At 59.6% G+C, this 17,653-nt stretch carries 14 protein-coding genes and 3 tRNA genes; 12 read left to right on the top strand and 5 right to left on the bottom strand.

What is annotated here, in order from left to right; genetic code table 11:
- Positions 1-444: 444 nt before the first annotated feature.
- A complete protein-coding gene (locus ACWPWT_RS13720; protein ID WP_454280137.1) occupies positions 445-912 on the bottom strand; it encodes an Lrp/AsnC family transcriptional regulator in 468 nt (155 codons plus the stop codon).
- A gap of 110 nt (positions 913-1,022) precedes the next feature.
- Here ACWPWT_RS13720 and ACWPWT_RS13715 point away from each other — a divergent pair, with 110 nt between their 5' ends.
- The 3 genes from ACWPWT_RS13715 (at position 1,023) to ACWPWT_RS13705 (ending at position 5,789) form a co-directional block, all read left to right on the top strand.
- Positions 1,023-2,162, top strand: coding sequence for a PLP-dependent cysteine synthase family protein (locus ACWPWT_RS13715; protein WP_454280136.1), 1,140 nt, complete (start codon positions 1,023-1,025; stop codon positions 2,160-2,162).
- Positions 2,159-4,174, top strand: coding sequence for a M3 family metallopeptidase (locus ACWPWT_RS13710; RefSeq protein WP_454280135.1), 2,016 nt, complete (start codon positions 2,159-2,161; stop codon positions 4,172-4,174). The genes ACWPWT_RS13715 and ACWPWT_RS13710 overlap by 4 nt, the downstream gene beginning before the upstream one ends.
- Positions 4,175-4,328: 154 nt before the next feature.
- Complete coding sequence (locus ACWPWT_RS13705; RefSeq protein WP_454280134.1) at positions 4,329-5,789, top strand: methyl-accepting chemotaxis protein; 1,461 nt, start codon at positions 4,329-4,331, stop codon at positions 5,787-5,789.
- 282 nt (positions 5,790-6,071) lie between these two features.
- Here the strand turns inward: ACWPWT_RS13705 and ACWPWT_RS13700 are convergent.
- From ACWPWT_RS13700 to ACWPWT_RS13690, 3 genes are all read right to left on the bottom strand, one after another.
- A tRNA-Ala gene (locus tag ACWPWT_RS13700) sits at positions 6,072-6,147 on the bottom strand.
- Between the two features lie 76 nt (positions 6,148-6,223).
- Positions 6,224-6,299 (bottom strand) — tRNA-Ala (locus tag ACWPWT_RS13695).
- 86 nt (positions 6,300-6,385) lie between these two features.
- Positions 6,386-6,709 carry a TIGR02300 family protein gene (locus tag ACWPWT_RS13690; RefSeq protein WP_454280972.1) on the bottom strand — a complete coding sequence of 108 codons (324 nt, stop codon included), beginning with the start codon at positions 6,707-6,709 and terminating at the stop codon, positions 6,386-6,388.
- Between the two features lie 94 nt (positions 6,710-6,803).
- On the opposite strand from ACWPWT_RS13690, the gene aroA reads away from it, so the two are divergent.
- The 5 genes from aroA (at position 6,804) to ACWPWT_RS13665 (ending at position 11,494) form a co-directional block, all read left to right on the top strand.
- Positions 6,804-8,135 carry a 3-phosphoshikimate 1-carboxyvinyltransferase gene (aroA, locus tag ACWPWT_RS13685; protein ID WP_454280133.1) on the top strand — a complete coding sequence of 444 codons (1,332 nt, stop codon included), beginning with the start codon at positions 6,804-6,806 and terminating at the stop codon, positions 8,133-8,135.
- Positions 8,132-8,764 (top strand): (d)CMP kinase, encoded by a 633-nt coding sequence (locus tag ACWPWT_RS13680; RefSeq protein WP_454280132.1) that lies wholly within the window; start codon positions 8,132-8,134, stop codon positions 8,762-8,764. Before aroA ends, ACWPWT_RS13680 begins: the two co-directional genes overlap by 4 nt.
- A gap of 384 nt (positions 8,765-9,148) precedes the next feature.
- Positions 9,149-10,858 (top strand): 30S ribosomal protein S1, encoded by a 1,710-nt coding sequence (rpsA, locus tag ACWPWT_RS13675; protein WP_454280131.1) that lies wholly within the window; start codon positions 9,149-9,151, stop codon positions 10,856-10,858.
- Positions 10,859-11,014: 156 nt separating this feature from the next.
- Positions 11,015-11,302: an integration host factor subunit beta gene (locus ACWPWT_RS13670; RefSeq protein ID WP_261270030.1), complete on the top strand. Its 288-nt coding sequence runs from the start codon at positions 11,015-11,017 to the stop codon at positions 11,300-11,302.
- Positions 11,303-11,410: 108 nt separating this feature from the next.
- A tRNA-Leu gene (locus ACWPWT_RS13665) sits at positions 11,411-11,494 on the top strand.
- Between the two features lie 29 nt (positions 11,495-11,523).
- Here the strand turns inward: ACWPWT_RS13665 and ACWPWT_RS13660 are convergent.
- Entirely contained in the window at positions 11,524-12,729 is a 1,206-nt protein-coding gene (locus ACWPWT_RS13660; protein WP_454280130.1) for a tyrosine-type recombinase/integrase, read from the bottom strand.
- Between the two features lie 191 nt (positions 12,730-12,920).
- On the opposite strand from ACWPWT_RS13660, the gene ACWPWT_RS13655 reads away from it, so the two are divergent.
- From ACWPWT_RS13655 to ACWPWT_RS13640, 4 genes are all read left to right on the top strand, one after another.
- The gene (locus ACWPWT_RS13655; protein WP_454280129.1) at positions 12,921-13,139 is read left to right on the top strand and encodes a helix-turn-helix transcriptional regulator; all 219 of its coding nucleotides are present in this window, start codon (positions 12,921-12,923) and stop codon (positions 13,137-13,139) included.
- Between the two features lie 490 nt (positions 13,140-13,629).
- Positions 13,630-14,856: a hypothetical protein gene (locus tag ACWPWT_RS13650; protein WP_454280128.1), complete on the top strand. Its 1,227-nt coding sequence runs from the start codon at positions 13,630-13,632 to the stop codon at positions 14,854-14,856.
- Between the two features lie 575 nt (positions 14,857-15,431).
- On the top strand, positions 15,432-16,391 hold the full coding sequence (locus ACWPWT_RS13645) for a DGQHR domain-containing protein (RefSeq protein ID WP_454280127.1): 960 nt from the start codon (positions 15,432-15,434) through the stop codon (positions 16,389-16,391).
- Entirely contained in the window at positions 16,388-17,338 is a 951-nt protein-coding gene (locus ACWPWT_RS13640) for a hypothetical protein (protein ID WP_454280126.1), read from the top strand. Before ACWPWT_RS13645 ends, ACWPWT_RS13640 begins: the two co-directional genes overlap by 4 nt.
- Positions 17,339-17,653: the final 315 nt, after the last annotated feature.

The raw sequence follows: 17,653 nt of genomic DNA, 5'->3' as shown, positions 1-17,653 counted from the left end.
CATAAGGCGCAGGGGCTTTGCCACCTCGAAAGCGCCGTCAAATCCAACCGATAGGCCCTGATGGCCGGTAAAGTCATCTTTGGATCACCCGCCATCGCGCGAAAAGCCGGACAGGTGTTTCACCGTCGCCGTTTCATCGCTTTTTGGCTGAAGAGGGGGGAGCGATGCCCGAATCGCTCAACCCCCGCCCCGATCGTCCTGCCGGTGCCGGTCTTCCCGGCGGCTTCCGCTCCCGATTGTCGATTCTTTTGTGTGTTTGGCCGACGATGCAAAGCTTCCCTAGGGGAAATGCGGACCAAAAAAAAGGCCGGTCAAGCGACCGGCCGAAAAGTTTTTAGGAGAGGATGCCTGAAAGGCGTGTTCCTTGTGCACCGCAGCGATGGTTGACGCAATTGCAACATTAGCAAACGAAATTGCACGAAATGCAATTTGTGCTGAATTGGGCTATCGCCCCATGCCCGGCAACGGGATCGCCGTGCTGTGCTTGATCTCTTCCATGGCGAAGGCGGCGCTGACATCGATGAGGCGGACACGCTCGATCAAGCGCTTATAGACGCGGTCATAGGCCTTGATATCCGCGACCCGAATTTTCAGCAGATAATCGACCTCCCCCGCCATGCGATAAAATTCCACCACCTCGGGCATATCGCTGACGGCGCGGGCGAATTCGTCCAGCCATGCGGCGGAGTGCTCGGCCGTGCGGACACTGACGAAGACAGCCATCCCCGCCTCCAGCTTCTCCGGATCGAGCAGCGCGACGCGCCGCAGGATATATCCCTCTTCCTCCAACCGCCGAATGCGCCGCCAGCAGGCATTTTGCGACAGGTTCACGCGCGCCGCGATTTCCGCGACGGACAGACTGGCATCGGACTGTAGCTCGGCAAGAATGGCGCTATCAATTTTATCGACCATATCGCATTTATCCGCAAAATTCTCACACCATAACCCGCGCGAAGCCGGGAACTTTGGTATGATTTGGCACGCCGAACGGCATATCCTTATCGCACGCAAAGGGGAATGCCATGTTGATGACCGCCGAGAACCGCCCTGCCCCTGATCTTTCGATTGCCGAGATGCTGGGGATAGAAACCGCCGAACGAGCGGTGGACCGGGCGTTCGTCGCCAAGGCCCTGGCGGTGCTCGATCGCGATCGTCGGCGTTGTCCCGAAACGCCGTTGCTGGCCGTCGGCCTTCCCGCGGCACCATCCATAGACCTGTACATGAAGGACGAGTCGGCCCACCCCACCGGCAGCCTAAAGCACCGGCTGGCGCGTTCGCTGTTCACCAGCGGCGTGGTCGCGGGCGTCATCCGTGAGGGGCGGCCGCTAATCGAGGCGTCCTCGGGCTCGACCGCCGTGTCGGAGGCCTATTTCGCCCGGTTGCTCGACCTGCCTTTCCACGCGGTCATGCCCGCCAGCACCGCCCCCGCCAAGATCCGCGCGATCACCGCGCATGGTGGCCAGTGCCATCTGGTCGAGCCGCACAACCTTTATGACGAAGCGCGCGATCTGGCCGACGCGCTGGGCGGCGTCTATCTCGACCAGTTCACCAATGCCGCGCCGGCCACCGACTGGCGGTGCGACAATATCGGCTCGGCGATCCTGACCCAGATGGCGGGGGAGCCGCATATGGTCCCCGATTGGATCGTCGTCGGCGCGGGAACGGGAGGGACGGCCGCGACCATCGGCCGCCACTGCCGCCATCGCGGCCTGCCCACCCGGTTATGCGTCGCCGATGTCGAACATAGCGCCTTTTTCGCGGGCTATCGCGATCGGGACCCTGCGGCGCTCTGCACCCGCCCTTCGCGGATCGAAGGGGTCGGCCGCCCCCGAGTCGAGCCGTCCTTCCTGCCCGGCACGATCGACCGGATGATGAAGCTGCCCGATGCGGTTTCCATCGCCGGGATGCGGATTGCGAGCGAAATGCTCGGTCGGCCGGTGGGTCCGTCGACGGGGACCAACTTCGTGGCCGCGGCGATGCTGGCGCTGGAAATGACCGCGGCGGGGCAGTGCGGATCGATCGCGACTTTGATCTGCGACCACGGCGCCCGCTATGCCGATTGTCATCATGATCGGCACTGGCTGGCGACGCAGGGACTTGCCGAAAGCGTCGACGCTGCCGAGATGGCGTTGCGCACCATGTTGCTCAAGGATGCCGAATGACCATGAATCCGCTTCTCGCCGATACCGACCTTCCTGACTTCGCCGCGATCCGGCCCGAGCATCTGGTGCCCGCGGTGGACCAGATGATTGCCGATGCCCGTGCCGCCGCCGACCGCATCGGCGGGTTTAACGCAAGCGACTTCGGCGATGTCATGCTGGCCAGCGAGCGCGCGGGCTTTGCCATCGCGCGCGGCTGGTCACCCGCTGGGCATCTGCATTCGGTCGCCGACACCCCCGAATCGCGTGCTGCCTTTGCAGAGGCGCAGGCCAAGCTGGCCGAATACGGGCTGGAGGCGGGACAGGATCCGCGTCTGTTCGCCGCGTTCAACCGGGTCGATCTGGCCCCACTGACCGAAGCCGAGGCGCGCGCCGTCACGCTGGCACGGCGGGATTTTACGCTGTCGGGCGTCGGGCTGGACGATGATGCCAAGGCGCGGTTCCGCGAGATCGGGGTCGAGCTGAACAAGCTGACCACCGAATTCGGCAATGCCGTGCTCGATTCGAGCGAAGCGTGGAGCGAGCATATCATCGACGAGGCGCTGCTGTCGGGCCTGACCGACAATGCCAAGGCGATCCTGGCCGCCTATGCCGCCGAAAAGGGACTGGACGGCTGGCTGGTGACGTTGCGCGAACCGAGCGTACAGGCGATCCTGACCCAGGCCGACAATCGCGATCTGCGCGCGCGCGTGGCCAAGGCTTATGCCACCCGCGCCTCGGATCAGGCGGCCGATCCGGCCCATGACAATAGCGCACGGATCGATCGCATCCTGGCGCTTCGACACGAGGCCGCAAGGCTGCTCGGGTTCGAGAATGCCGCCGCGCGGTCTGTCGAGACCAAGATGGCGCAGTCCGCGGACGAGGCGCTGGCCTTCCTGTCCGACCTGGCCGCCCGCGCCCGGCCGCTGGCCGAACGCGAGCTGGCGGAGGCGACCGCCTATGCCGCTGAGAAATTCGGCATCGCCAAGCTGGAGCCCTGGGACACAGGTTATATCGCCGAGCATATCCGCCGCGAGCGGTTCGGCGTCGATCGTGAGGCGATCCGCGCCTATTTCCCGCTGCCCCGCGTAATGGAAGGCACGATCGCCCTGATCGAACGGCTTTACGGCATCCGCCTGGTCGAGCGGCCGGGCGTATCGGTATGGAATGCCGATGTCCGCTATTATGACGTGCAGGATGCGAGCGGCGAGATCGTCGCGGGCGTCTATTGCGACTTCCATGCGCGCGCGGGCAAGCGGGGCGGAGCCTGGATGGATGTGTGCCGCCCGCGCTTCCGCGATGCCGATCGGTTCCATCGGCCGATCGCCTATCTGACCTGCAACTTTCCGCCCGCGACGGGGGACACCCCTGCCCTGCTGGCGCATGGCGATGTCGTCACGCTGCTGCACGAGTTCGGGCATGTGCTGCACCATCTGCTGACCGAGGTCGACCTGCCCTCGATCGGCGGGATTTCGGGCGTCGAATGGGATGCGGTCGAGCTGCCCAGCCAGTTCATGGAGAATTTCGCCTGGGACCGCGCGACGCTGACCGACCTGTCGGCGCATGTCGAAACGGGCGAGCCTTTGCCCGATGCCTTGTTCGCCAAGATGCTGGCGGCGCGACGCTTCCAGGCGGGGCTGTTCCTGCTGCGCCAGGTCGAGTTCGCGACCTTCGACCTGCGCTTGCACCGCGACTATGACCCCGTTCAGGGTGGCCGGGTGCTACAGGTGCTGAACGCGGTACGCGACGAGGTGGCGGTGATCCGCCCGCCCGAATGGAATCGTTTCCCGCACAGCTTCAGCCATATCTTCGCGGGCGGTTATGCGGCGGGCTATTACAGCTATCTCTGGGCCGAGCTGCTGTCGGCGGATGCCTTTGCCGCCTTTGCCGAGGAAGGTCAGGCGGCGGGCGACCGTTTTCGCCGCGAGGTGCTGGCGCGCGGGGCGAGCCGTCCGGCGGCCGACAATTTCCGCGCCTTCCGGGGACGTGCGCCGGAGCCGGACGCGCTGCTTCGCCATCATGGGCTGACAGCCTGAGCATGAAAGCCGGGGCGCGCAAACCGCCCCGGCCCGTCCGCGCATTTGACCTAAATCAGTAAGAAACCCATTTCCAGCCCCGAAGTCGCCCACCGCTCCTTAACCATCTCCGCCTTAGCGTAGCGCTGCAAATCAGGAGTGGAATGAGGGGGTTATGAGCGGAGCGGAGCAGATCAATTTCGACCAGCGGCTGGCCGCCTTCGATTATGATGGGCGAAGCTACGCGACGTTTCCGACGATCAAGCGCGCGATCGAGCGTCATGCACCGGCCGCGCTGACCAGGCTGTACCAGCATATCGCAGGGACCTCGCAGATTCGCGACCTCTTCGCGTCGCAGGCGCATATGGATCACGCCCGCGACAAGCAGATGGAGCATTGGCGCAAGCTGTTCTCCCGCCCGCTCGACCGCGACTATGCCGCCGCCTCGACCCATATCGGGCAGGTCCATGCGCGGATCGGGCTGGCGCCGACATGGTATATCAGCGGCTATGCCCGGATGCTCGAATATGTCCTGCCCAAGCTGATCCTCGGCCGGCTGTTCTGGCCGTTCGGCGCGCGGCGGCGCGCCCGTGCGGCGACGGCATTGGTCAAGGCGTCGCTGATCGACATGGACATCGCGCTGGCCGCCTATTTCGAGGCCGAGCAGGCCGGACGCCGCGCCGTGATCGAGCGATGCGGAGACGTCTTCGACCGGATGGCCAAGGGTGACCTGACCGCCTCGCTCGTCGGTCTGCCCAAGGAATATCAGGCGCTGGCCGACAGTTTCGAGGCGATGCGCGCGCAGATGCGCGCGACGCTCGGCGTCGTGACCCAGTCGGGCGAGCATATCCGGGTCGGATCGGGCGACATTCGCCAGGCATCGGACGACCTGTCCGATCGCACCAAGCAGCAGGCCGCCTCGCTCGAGGAGACCGCCGCCGCGATGCAGCAGATCACCAGCACCGTCCGCCAGACCGCCGAAGGTGCATCCCGCGCCAACCAGATCGTCGGCGAGGCGCGACAGGAGGCCGAGGAATCGGGTCAGATCGTCCGCCGCGCGGTCGAGGCGATGGGCGGAATCGAACGATCCTCGTCCGAAATCAGCGAGATCATCAGCGTCATCGACGGCATCTCCTTCCAGACCAATCTCCTCGCGCTGAATGCAGGGGTCGAGGCGGCCCGGGCCGGGGAAGCGGGCAAGGGTTTCGCGGTGGTCGCGAGCGAAGTCCGCGCGCTTGCGCAGCGCTCGGCCGATGCGGCCAAGGACGTGAAGACCCGCATCCTGACCTCATCCGATCAGGTCGGGGCTGGCGTGGCGCTGGTCAACGAGGCGGGCGAAGCACTGCAACGGATCATCAGCCGGATCGGCGAAATCAGCGAACTGGTCTCGCAGATCGCGGCTTCGGCCAGTCAGCAGTCGGTCGGTTTGCAACAGGTCAACTGCGCCGTTGCGGAGATGGACGGCGTCACCCAGCGCAATGCTGCGATGGTCGAGCAAGCCACCGACTCCGCGCGGGCCCTGGCGCAGGAAGCCGAAACGCTGGCACGCGAGGTCGCCCGCTTTTGCTTGGGCGACATGACAGGCGACATTCAGAACCCGGTCCATCAGATGCACCGGCGGCTGGCGCTGGTATAGCGCCGACCGGCGTCTACGGGCCTCCCCTTGCGGCCAATCACTGCAATTCCGGCACTCCGTCCCAGCGAAGGCGAGGATCCGGTCGGGTAGACGCTGGCACGTCGCATCAGTCCGGTCTTGACGGGGCCCCGGCCCCAGTCTTCGCCGGAGCGATGGGTAAGGAGATCGGCTTGCAGGGCAGGATGCCGATCGGTCCTGCTCGCCGCGCCGTCGATGCCCGAACACAGGAAACCGCCCAGGAATCACCAGGGCGGCGGGATCACTTTAGAGATGTCGAAGAAGTGGTGGAGCCGAGGGGGATCGAACCCCTGACCTTCGCAATGCCATTGCGACGCTCTCCCAGCTGAGCTACGGCCCCATCGATTTGGCGAAGTCCCGGCGGGAAGCGGGCTTGCCTGTCAGCGCTTCTGCTAAACGCTGGCGTTCCGGCGGAATGGTGGAGCCGAGGGGGATCGAACCCCTGACCTTCGCAATGCCATTGCGACGCTCTCCCAGCTGAGCTACGGCCCCATTCCGCTGTGGAGGCAGCCCACTAGCGGGGCCGCCGGGGCTCGGCAAGCACTTTTTTCGAGCGCCCGCCGAGCCCATCGGACAACTTAGTGTTCGTCGTCCTCGCTGGACGTTTCCACGCCCAGATCGTCGTCGCCGCCCAGATCGACTTCATCGTCGGGCGAGGGCTCTTCGTCCTCACCGGTGATGTCCAGATCTTCGTCGTCGCCGCCCGCCAGATCACTGTCGGCTTCCTTGTTCTCGGGCTTGTTCTGCTCGAAGGGCAGAGGCTGCTTCGACTTCAGGATGGGCTCAGGCTCCCACTGCGTCCCGCAAATGATGCAGGTGACGGGGTCGTCCTTTTCGAGGTCGTAAAAGCGCGTCGCGCATTTCGGGCACGTACGCTTCGTGCCCCATTCCGGCTTGATCATGCCGTTCATACCTTTCGGATTGGGTTTTCCGCCGGAGCGAAAAGTGGGCGCGCCTTGCCACAGCGCAAGGCCCCTGTCAAAAGCCCGCGCCATCATGGCGCATAACCTTCCCCAGCCTCGCACCGTGCGAGCCGCCGCCGCCCTTCGCGGCACCATCGCCGTTCCGGGCGACAAATCGATCAGCCACCGCTCGCTGATGCTCTCCGCGCTGGCGGTCGGTGAAAGCCGGGTGCAAGGACTGTTGGAGGGCGAGGACGTGCTCGCCACCGCCGCGGCGATGCGCGCGATGGGCGCGGACATCGTCCGTCAGGATGACGGGGTGTGGGTGATCCACGGTGTCGGGGTCGGTGGCCTGCTCCAGCCGCAGACGGCACTCGACATGGGCAATTCCGGCACGTCCACACGTCTTTTGATGGGTCTGGTCGCCAGCCACCCGATCACCGCGACCTTTATCGGCGACGCCTCGCTTTCCAAGCGCCCCATGGGCCGCGTCATCGAACCGCTGTCGCAAATGGGCGCGCAGTTCCAGGATACGCCGGGCGGCCGCCTGCCCCTGATGGTCCGCGGGATCAGCCCCGCCGTGCCGATCCGCTACACCCTGCCCGTCGCCTCGGCGCAGGTGAAGTCGGCGATCCTGCTCGCCGGGCTCAACACGCCGGGCGAGACGGTGGTGATCGAACCGATCGCGACTCGCGACCATAGCGAGCGCATGCTGGCCGGATTCGGCGCGGACCTGACCGTCACCCCCTCCGCCGAGGGCCGGATCATCACGATTCGCGGCGAGGCGGAGCTGAAGCCCCAGAATATCGTCGTGCCGGGCGATCCGTCATCGGCAGCCTTCTGGCTGGTCGCGGGCTCGATCGTGCCGGGCGCGGACGTGACGATCACCAATGTCGGCATGAACCCGACCCGCACCGGTATCATCGCCGCGCTCAAGATGATGGGCGCCGACATCACCGAGCTCGACGCGCGCATCGTCGGTGGCGAGCCGGTCGCCGATCTCCGAGTCCGTCACGCCCCCCTCTCGGCGATCGAAGTCCCGCCCGAACTGACGCCGAGCATGATCGACGAATATCCCGTGCTGTTCGTCGCGGCGGCCTATGCCAGCGGCACGACCATCGCGCGGGGCGCCGAGGAATTGCGCGTCAAGGAGTCGGACCGCATCACCGCGATGGCCGATGCGCTCGGCGCGTGCGGCGTGGCCTGCGAGGAATTTGAGGACGGCATGGCCGTAACCGGCACCGGCGGGGAGCCCATTCCCGGCGGCGCCACCATCGCCACCCTGCTCGACCACCGCATCGCGATGAGCATGACGATCGCCGCGCTCAACGCCCGCGAGCCCATCACGCTGGACGATGCCGCCCCGGTCGCGACCAGCTATCCCGTGTTCTTCGATACGCTGGAGACGCTGGGGGCCTTCGCATGATCATTGCGGTCGACGGTCCGGCGGCCAGCGGCAAGGGCACCATCGCCCGCGCGCTCGCCCGACATTATGGGCTGCCGCATCTGGATACCGGGCTGCTCTATCGCGCGGTGGCGGCGACGGTCCGGGCGATGGGCCTCGACCCGACCAAGGAAGCCGATGCCGTCGCCGCCTGCAGTTTCGATGATGGCCTGCTCGCCGATCCGATCCTTCGCGACGACGAGACGGGCAAGCTCGCCTCGGTCGTGTCGGCGCATCCCCTAGTTCGCGCAGCCCTTCTCCAGCGGCAGAAGCGGTTCGCCAACCAGCCGGGCGGCGCGATCCTCGACGGGCGCGATATCGGCACGGTCATCGCGCCGGACGCCGATGCCAAGCTGTTCGTCAAGGCCAGCCCACAGGTCCGCGCGCGCCGTCGGCATAACGAACTGGCCGCGAACGGTGCGACCGCGACCTTCGAACAGGTGCTGGCCGACATCCGCGCCCGCGACGAGCGCGACAGCGGGCGGGCGACGGCCCCCCTCACCCAGGCCGCGGACGCCGCAGCGCTCGATACGTCCAGCCTGACGATCGACGCGGCCGTCGCCCGCGCCATCCAGTTCGTCGACGCGCAAGTGGCCGCCAAGGTCCGCTGATCTAATCCTCCCCAGCATGGGGAGGTGGCAGCGCGCCAGCGCTGACGGAGGGCGGTCAGCCGCACAGGACGCCCCTATCGGCACGCCCCCTCCACCATGCTGCGCTTGGTCCCCCTCCCCGTGCCGGGGAGGATAGCCCTTACCTTGCGCCGAAACCCGTTTTCGGCTATAGGCGCCCCGCTCGCGGACCCTGTTCCGCGGAGAGGCTGACGCGAGGCCCTGTCCTCAGCGTCCTTTCCGCATTTTTCGCGGACCGCCGCTTTTCCGTGTTTCAGCACAATCTTCGGGCCTGGTGGCGTCGGCATGGGGTCGGCGCGGCCATCGTCGAAGGCTTGGGGCATGCCCCGGCCAGAGGCGGAAAACTATCAGGAACCTAACCCTTTTATGGCAACCAACCCCCAGCCCACGCGCGACGATTTCGCGGCGATGCTCGATGACATGTTCGGCGGTGCCGACAGCTTCGAGGGTCGCGTCGTGCATGGCACCGTCACCGCGATCGAAAACGACATGGCCGTCATCGACGTCGGTCTGAAGTCGGAAGGCCGTGTGCCCCTCCGCGAATTCGCTGCCCCCGGCCAGAAGGCCGACCTGAAGGTCGGTGACGAGGTCGAGGTCTATGTCGACCGCGTCGAGAACATGCACGGCGAAGCGATGCTCAGCCGCGACCGCGCGCGCCGCGAGGCCGCCTGGGACAAGCTGGAGCTCGAATTCTCGAAGTCGGCCCGCGTCGAAGGCGTGATCTTCGGCCGCGTGAAGGGTGGCTTCACCGTCGACCTGAACGGCGCCGTGGCGTTCCTGCCGGGTTCGCAGGTCGATATCCGCCCCGTCCGCGACGTCACCCCGCTGATGGACATCCCGCAGCCGTTCCAGATCCTGAAGATGGACCGCAAGCGCGGCAACATCGTCGTGTCGCGTCGCGCGGTCCTGGAAGAGACCCGCGCCGAGCAGCGTTCGGGCCTGATCCAGAGCCTGGCCGAGGGTCAGATCATCGACGGCGTCGTCAAGAACATCACCGATTACGGTGCGTTCGTCGACCTGGGCGGCATCGACGGCCTGCTGCACGTCACCGACCTGTCGTACAAGCGCGTCAATCATCCGTCGGAGATGATCGCGATCGGCGACACCGTGCGCGTCCAGATCATCCGTATCAACAAGGACACGCAGCGCATCTCGCTCGGCATGAAGCAGCTCGAGAGCGATCCGTGGGATGGCGCCGGCGCCAAGTACCCGGTCGGTGCGAAGCTGTCGGGCCGCGTCACGAACATCACCGAATATGGTGCGTTCGTCGAGCTGGAGCCGGGCATCGAAGGCCTGGTCCACGTGTCGGAAATGTCCTGGACCAAGAAGAACGTCCATCCGGGCAAGATCGTGTCGACCTCGCAGGAAGTCGATGTGGTCGTCCTCGAGGTCGATCAGGAAAAGCGCCGCATCTCGCTCGGCCTCAAGCAGGCTCAGGCCAATCCGTGGGAGGCGTTCGCCGCCGCTCATCCGATCGGCTCGACCGTCGAGGGCGAAGTCAAGAACGCGACCGAGTTCGGCCTGTTCATCGGCCTGGACAACGATGTCGACGGCATGGTCCACATGTCGGACATCGCTTGGGGCGTGTCGGGTGAGGATGCCCTCAACCTGCACCGCAAGGGCGAAGTCGTTCAGGCCGTTGTTCTGGACATCGACCCCGAGAAGGAGCGCATCTCGCTCGGCATGAAGCAGCTCGAGCGCGGCGGCCCCGTCGCCGGCGGCGTGGCTGCGGCTGGCGATCGTCTGAACAAGAACCAGGTCGTCACCGTGATCGTCCTCGAAGTCCGCGACGCGGGCCTCGAAGTCCAGGCTGGCGACGATGGTGCGACCGGCTTCATCAAGCGCACCGATCTGGGTCGCGACCGTGACGAGCAGCGCCCCGAGCGCTTCCAGGTCGGCCAGAAGTTCGACGCGATGGTCACCGGCTTCGATCGTTCGAAGAAGCCGACCTTCTCGGTCAAGGCGATGCAGATCGCCGAAGAGAAACAGGCGGTGGCTCAGTACGGTTCGTCCGACTCGGGCGCGTCGCTGGGCGACATTCTGGGCGAAGCGCTGAAGGCGCGTACCCAGAAGTAAGCTACTGGACCGGGACACGTTTCTCACAACGTGTCCCGGTTTTGCCTAGACAGGAACTTAATTAGCCTGTTCAGTGGCTTAATCGTATAATAAAAAAACTTTCAGCAGCGAGAAACACAGGTTAAGAACGCCTCGTCTGTATCTTGGGACTAGACGATGATCCGTTCGGAACTTGTGCAAAAAATCAGCCACCACAATCCGGGGCTCAACCCGCGCGAAGTCGAATTGATTGTGACCATTTTCTTCGACGAGATCACCAAGCGTCTCGCGGATGACGGCCGTGTCGAATTGCGGGGTTTCGGTGCCTTTTCGACCCGCTCGCGCGGCGCACGGACGGGTCGCAATCCTCGGACCGGAGAGACCGTCGCGGTGATCGCCAAGCGCGTTCCCTATTTTAAGCCCGGCAAGGAAATGCGTGCCCGCCTGAACGTCGAGGCGGGTTGATCGCTCCTGCCCAAACGGCATTTCGACGCGGCAGTACCGAGTCCTGCTGACGAAGGGTCGCTCGCGACTTGACCTTTGCGGCGACCTCGTCTCTTCCTGTCGAAGTGCGCGGACGTGGCGAAACCGGTAGACGCTGCCGACTTAAAATCGGCTTCCTATGGAGTGCGGGTTCGAGTCCCGCCGTCCGCACCATGGCCTACCGCTTTGATATTGCTGCCCTTTTAGGCGGGCAGCGATCCCAAGGCGGAGACGGGCTTCGAAAGCTGGTGTAATTCTGGTGTAATTGCGCCTTCAAAGGAATTGTCGATGGCCGATATGGCGGCGTCGATATGCGTTCCATGAATGTGGACGTAGCGCAGGACCATCGCCAACGTCTTATGCCCGCTGATCCGCTGGATGGTTGGCAGGTCTACGCCCGCCTTAACAAGCCGGGTTATAGCGGTATGCCTCATAACGTGTGGCGTCACCTTGTCGGGCGATAGGCCAGCGCGAATCACTGCCCTTAAGAATGCCTTTGCCATGTTGGACCTATGAGGCTGCTTGGCTCGCACGCTATTGCTCGGGAACAGCCACGTTGCATCCTTCCCGTCCGCCTCTTGCTGGCGCTTTATCATGGCAGCCAGGGCAGGCGTAATAGGCTGCTCTCGCTCACCCGCTTTGGCCTTCGGTATAAAAATACGACGGGCTTCAAAATTGATGTGTTCGTAGCGCACCGTCAGGATTTCTCCGTGTCGCATAGCGGTGTTCAACCCGAATGCGACGAACAGCCAGAGCCGATCATCTCGATCCGCGATAGCGGCCTTCATTAGGGCTTGGGCGTCTTGTTCGGAAAGGACAACAATCGGCTTTCGAGGCTCCTGCCCCTTTTCTATGTCAGGAATGGCTTCGGGCTTAATCCATCCCCATTTGACCATACGCCGTAGGAGGTGAGATAAGGTCGCTAGCTCCCGGTTGACGGTCGCTTGCTTCAACCCCGTAGCCAAGCGACTATGCGTATAATCCTGGACCAATGCGGTCGTAATGCGGTCAGCGCGGTACGAACCGAAGAAAGGCACCAACTGCTTGGCGACATGCTGGCGCTTGGCCTTCATGTTCTTGCCCCCAATTTCTTCAAGCCGCTTGACGTATTCCGGTGCCAATTCGGCAAAGGTAGCGTGGCTCTTCCTACCCTTCGGCAGGTCCAACCGCCCTTCCCTCGCCTTCGTACGGAACGCTTCAATAGCGCGCACGGCTTGCTCGCGGGTCACGCCCTCGCTCTCGCGGCCGATGGTACGGTGGATACGCTGCCCATCGACCATGACGTTGACCTTCCATCGCAAATCGCCGTTCGAAAGACGCTCTACAATCACCCCATGCTCGGACAGCTTATTACCTGCCGTTAAAACTCGAATTGCAGCTCGATTCAAAACTGAAAACGTGAGCGCCATAAAATACCTCTTCATTCCATCAGGATCACTGATAGAAATTCGTCAAATATCTGGCCTATAAAGAAACCAATAATCCCTATAATAGCCGCGCAAGCATCGTTACGACTAAAGGTTTGCGACTCTAGACTGACCCGATATCCGTCGATTCGCGACTCGACTCGCACGACATCGACTAATACTGGATTTTCAGAATGGAAATGGTGAAAGTGAAGGTCACACCGGACGGACGGCTCACCCGACACGACGCAGCTGCATTCCTTGGCCTATCTGTAAAAACGCTTGCGAACCGAAACGGCAGAGGACTGCCGCCGCACTCATTCCGCGTGGGCGGCAGGCGGTTCTATTGGCTCAGAGAACTTCAAGCCTTCGTAGAGGGGCAAGATTTAGACCTGAAAGCGGCAGCCCTATAGCAACTGCAACTCGGTTTTCATCTTTGGCCCGTGAGGATCGTGGTTTTTCGCCGCGATCCCACGCCAACACCCTTTCCAACTGACCCGAAATGCCTTCTGCAACCCTAATCAGTTAGAACTCTTGATTTTTCATAAGTTTATGCATGGCAGCATTTTAACAATATACGAGCAAACTTAACATCAAATCATACGAAATTCCTAAATTTTACTAAATATATTCAAACATAATACGAGTATCGGAATAGAAAACCAGTAAACCTGTCAGTAACCCGGTCACTAACCCCGCCACGATCTGTTTTCTCGGTGTGGAATATGTGTAGATGAATGCGCTCCCGCAGCGATCCTGCTGCTTGCGGATCCTCAAATGACCGATACAGCACTTGAATTACCGCTACCTAACGCCGAACAGCCTAGCCCCACAGCGCCAAACCTACGCGACCAACCTACCGCCCCCATGCACCTTACGTCTCGCCCCCGAAGCGAGGCGGCAATGAATGCGACCGATGCACTGGCAAGCCAAATCATTGAGCTTCGGGGCAATCGCAAAAAGCCAAGTGACCAATACATGCTTGCCCTTGGGGCAGCCATTGCCGAGCTTGTACGGGCTGCGTCGTATGCCCCTGTTCGCCCTTGCTTCCGCCCGATGGATGCAAACACCTTCACCCCCGCGGACCCTGACGCATCCAAGGCCGATGCGGTTGGCTATCAATCCTTTAAGCGTGTCATGGACGATATGCAGCGGAACGGCTTTGCCCGCATCGATGCAGGAAAACGTGGCTTTAATGATATCCTGGGCGTCATTACCCGGATTTACGCGACGCCCAAGCTAACCGACCACCTAGCAACCCACGGGATCACCCCCGCTAATCGTCGCTCCCATTTTACGTACCCCCGCGCAGCCGATGACATTCCGCCGATCCAGCTTCGAGCCACCTCGAAACGCAAGGGGCGCAACCGTGAGCGCGGCGCGCTGCTTCCGGTCGATTGGACAAACCCAGCCGTCAAGGATCACGCCCGCCAAATCCGGGAAATCAACCGCCATTACGCCAAACAGGTCATCACTGGGCCAAATGGCGAAGAGCTCGATATCGCCTTGTATCGCGGCTTCAATCTTGGGGATCAGCCCGGCCACGATTTCAAAAAGGGTGGTCGAGCATATGCCGACTTCCAAAGCCTTGAGCGCGAAGAGCGCAGAAAGATCAAGATCAATGGTCAGGAAACTTTAGAAGTGGATATTAGCGCGTGCTTTTTGACACTGCTGCACTTCCTCCTTGGCAAATCGTTTTCCAACAACGTCGATTTGTATGATTTTTCGCCTTACCCGCGCGAGATCGTCAAATCGTGGGTCAACCTGACCATAGGCAATTCCGGTTACCATAAGGCATGGCCTAAGGAGACGGTTGATTTCCTTGAAAAAAACAAAGGCATACCCAATGTGCGGGCTCGATTTTCAATTGATCTAGTAAGAGACAACGTATTGAAAAACCTTCCCATTATAAAAGAATGGGTAGATAGCTCCCATAGCTGGGCTGACCTGTTCTATATTGAAAGTACCATCGTCATAGATGCGGTTCATTGCTTGGCCTATGACCATGGAATAACCGCCCTACCCGTCCATGACGCCATCAGAGCGCCTGTTGATTATGCAGCTGTTGCCAAAGCCGTGTTAAGTGATATGTTTTTCAAAAATACAAACATTAGACCTATAATTAAGTGATTTTCTATCTATCTCTCTCTTCTCTCCTCATTCCAATAGACCTTAGCACGATCAAGGAATCAGAAGGATGGTGAGGATACAGATAGTTTCACCTTAAAAATCTGGATGAACAGGAAAGCAGGGTCGAAATCCGCCCTGGGACTTCGACCTTTGCTTTACGAATACGCCTCAACATCGATGAATAAGGCTCGATAACGCTGATATCCGATTTTAAAGGCCGCACAGAGCCCTTTTGAATATTTGGCTGCATGATAGCCGACGCAATAGAATTGTACCCCAAGGCCCTCTAATGGCAATTTAAAGGGTGTTAAGTTTGGCATCGCGTAATAATTGCGATGGAAACGGCACAGCCCGCCCCAGGGCATCCTCAACAGGTGCGGTTAGCCAGCGCTCATAGTCATCATCATCGACTATAATCGGCATAGCCTTGGGGTGGACGGCCCCAACGACATGGGCAGCCGGATCGCCGTCATAGCCGGTGGTTAGGAAGGCGCGGTTAGAACCGCGAGCGCCGACTTGACGTAACCGGACAAGAAGCGTCAATTTACCTTCAAATATTTCGAATTGGAGCCTCCGTGGCAAGAGAAAGCTACTCCGCCGTACTGCTAACGCAGGGCGAACATAGGTTTTATCAACTAGCCATGCCTAGCGACGTACTCGCGGGCTGCACGTCCGTTTCAACGAGAGAAACGGACCCAGAAACAGGATTCCAACGCCTACTCGATAAGAAGAGGGCTAAAGAGATAGCAGCTTACATTGACTCCGGGCATGGGACGATCCCGACGTCAATAATTCTTTCTGCCCAGGAAATTTGCGGGCTGGAATATGAGTCACGCAATAAAACAATAAGCTTCGAGGTCTTGCCCAATTCTTTTCTAATATTAGATGGCCAGCATCGAGTTTACGGATTTAAGATTGCCGAAACAAAAATTAGGGTTCCTGTTATAGTCTATGATGGACTTAGCCGACGAGACGAATCTAGATTGTTTATTGATATAAACTCTAAGCAAAGGGGTGTTCCGTCCGAATTGCTTTTGGACATAAAAAAACAGGCAGAATACGAGAATTCGGAAGATCAGCTTTTCAGGGAAGTATTTGACTTAATGAATTCTGATCCAAATAGCCCTCTATTTGGCAAACTTTCCCCGGCGAAGCGCGTTAGCTCAAAGATATCTAGAGTTACATTTAACGCCGCTTTGAAAAGTATATATCCAGCCCTAGCAGCTAGAAGCAGTTTGGAAGTAAAATCCATCCTATCTGAATACTTGGCTAGCATTAGGGATCAGATAATCAGAAGCAATGGTGATCCAGATATACTATGCAATAGTGTAACATTTCGGGCTGTTGTTGGATTTTTTATACAAGCAGCTCGGCGTGTTAAAGATAGATTTGGCCCTGACTACTCTGTTGATAATTTTGATACCGTCTTAGGGCCTCTATTTGACAATATTCAGGTAGCAAGGCTTTCCGGCACTTCGCAATCGAAGATTATGGAATACCTCGAAAAGCATTTCAAGGGGGAGTTTCAACTTTGAATGCTCTGGAATTGAATTTGCTACGCCCCCTTTGGATTGACAAAAGTTTTACTGATAGTGAAAAATTTTTTGATCCATTGAAAACGTGGCTTATAGACGGAAATTATTATGTAAACAATTTACAGCCAGTATTTTCGCTCTATGCCCAAATAGATAATGAATTAAAGGGGGCATTGTCTATCGATGCCTTCCGATTCGCAACTCATTCGGCCCAGACTGTTTTCGAGATAGAATGCAGTAAGGCTTATCCAAACTTTACGGCTTGGCGACTTATTCAGACATATTATGCATCCTTTTTTTCGGCACACGCCATACTGAGGTTCTTTGGAAAATCCTTTTCCCATCTCGAAACGGGTCATGTTAAATTTTTGAATAAGAGATGCTCTACAGAAGCCGGATATGACCCTAAGCTCTCATCAGGGTATTACTTGATGAGCTTCAAAGAAAAAGAGAATAATATCGATTTCTTTAAGTATGATGAAAGCCATAAGGACTTATGGAAATGCTTTCATGCCCTAATACAAGACATATCATCCGAATTGCTTAAAGGTATAGCCAGCAAAGATCGTCGCGAGACTTTATCTAAGTTTTTTTCTGACATTGCCGACGCTCTTACTGCACGAGGGCGATTTCCTGCTGGCAACTGGCTATCTGTCGTTCGAAACGACGTGAATTATAAATCCTCCCATGGCGTATGGTTTCCCTTTTCAAAGAAAAACCCTAGCTTCGAATATATGATGAACAAGATAGGGGATTGGAGAAAGCGCGAGACAATATTTGAAAGCCCATCATTAATACGCAACGAGATTGAGAGATTTATATCAACATCTTTTATAATAATTGATATTTGTCTATCCATATGCTTTGATTATCAAAAATTGGCCGGAACGGCGGGGAAACGGTCTTCGTCGTTCTCAAAGCTTATAAGCCAGAGCGCGGCCGCCTAATATTGTGATGCTTTGCCTAGCCCGTCAGCATATGGCCGTCACAAACCTAACCGGCGAAACCGACCGCTTCTGTGTTATATCATCAGGATACGGCGGCTGGTCGTCTGGACAATCACGGGTTATCCGCCAACGTATCGCCCCTCTATTTGCCGTTTTAGGGCAGCTAGAGCACCGAAAACGTTTGGCGGCATCCGTTGACCATCATCCCAATGCCGCCTCTGAAAGAGCCACCACAGGGCAACGGCATCGAACCGCTTAATCCGGCTACATCGTAAACAGGTAACCTCAATCGTTCGCCGATGAAGGGCGCAATGC

The organism is Sphingomonas sp. Marseille-Q8236 (assembly GCF_965112005.1).
This window is presented reverse-complemented; position numbering and strand designations above follow the sequence as displayed.